Source organism: Streptococcus sp. CF4-3 (assembly GCF_024295385.1).
Classification (GTDB): Bacteria; Bacillota; Bacilli; order Lactobacillales; family Streptococcaceae; genus Streptococcus; species Streptococcus infantis_I.
In genome coordinates this window covers 1-682 of the sequence record NZ_JANCPN010000019.1, presented here as the reverse complement: position 1 = coordinate 682, position 682 = coordinate 1, and the positions used below count along the sequence as shown (strand labels likewise).

Annotated in this window: 7 tRNA genes; all 7 read left to right on the top strand. The window is 50.9% G+C overall.

Annotated features, from left to right (window positions below):
- The 7 genes from NML75_RS08805 to NML75_RS08775 all read left to right on the top strand — a co-directional run bounded on the left by NML75_RS08805 (position 1) and on the right by NML75_RS08775 (position 612).
- Positions 1 to 72: transfer RNA gene (locus NML75_RS08805), tRNA-Asp, on the top strand.
- An 18-nt stretch (positions 73 to 90) separates the two neighbouring features.
- Positions 91 to 163, top strand: a tRNA-Lys gene (locus NML75_RS08800).
- Positions 164 to 168: 5 nt separating this feature from the next.
- A tRNA-Leu gene (locus NML75_RS08795) sits at positions 169 to 250 on the top strand.
- Positions 251 to 262: 12 nt separating this feature from the next.
- Positions 263 to 335, top strand: a tRNA-Thr gene (locus NML75_RS08790).
- A gap of 27 nt (positions 336 to 362) precedes the next feature.
- Positions 363 to 434 (top strand) — tRNA-Gly (locus tag NML75_RS08785).
- Positions 435 to 441: 7 nt separating this feature from the next.
- Positions 442 to 527: transfer RNA gene (locus NML75_RS08780), tRNA-Leu, on the top strand.
- Between the two features lie 11 nt (positions 528 to 538).
- Positions 539 to 612, top strand: a tRNA-Arg gene (locus tag NML75_RS08775).
- The last annotated feature ends 70 nt before the right edge of the window (positions 613 to 682 follow it).

Below are 682 nucleotides of genomic sequence, written 5' to 3'. Positions count from 1 at the left end.
GTCCCGTAGTGTAGCGGTTATCACGTCGCCCTGTCACGGCGAAGATCGCGGGTTCGATTCCCGTCGGGACCGTAATAACGAAAGTTATTTGACTCGTTAGCTCAGTTGGTAGAGCAATTGACTTTTAATCAATGGGTCACTGGTTCGAGCCCAGTACGGGTCATATTTGCGGGTTTGGCGGAATTGGCAGACGCACCAGATTTAGGATCTGGCGCTTAACGGCGTGGGGGTTCAAGTCCCTTAACCCGCATAATAGAAATCAGCCGGCTTAGCTCAGTTGGTAGAGCATCTGATTTGTAATCAGAGGGTCGCGTGTTCAAGTCATGTAGCCGGCATTTTTTTTAATATAAACCAGAGTCGATGCGAACGTAGTTCAGTGGTAGAACACCACCTTGCCAAGGTGGGGGTCGCGGGTTCGAATCCCGTCGTTCGCTTATAGAGGCCGGGGTGGCGGAACTGGCAGACGCACAGGACTTAAAATCCTGCGATTGGTAACGATCGTACCGGTTCGATTCCGGTCCTCGGCATATATTGAAGAGCACCCTTAGCTCAACTGGATAGAGTACCTGACTACGAATCAGGCGGTTAGAGGTTCGACTCCTCTAGGGTGCATTAAACATTTAACTCGGGAAGTAGCTCAGCTTGGTAGAGTACTTGGTTTGGGACCAAGGTGTCGCAGGTT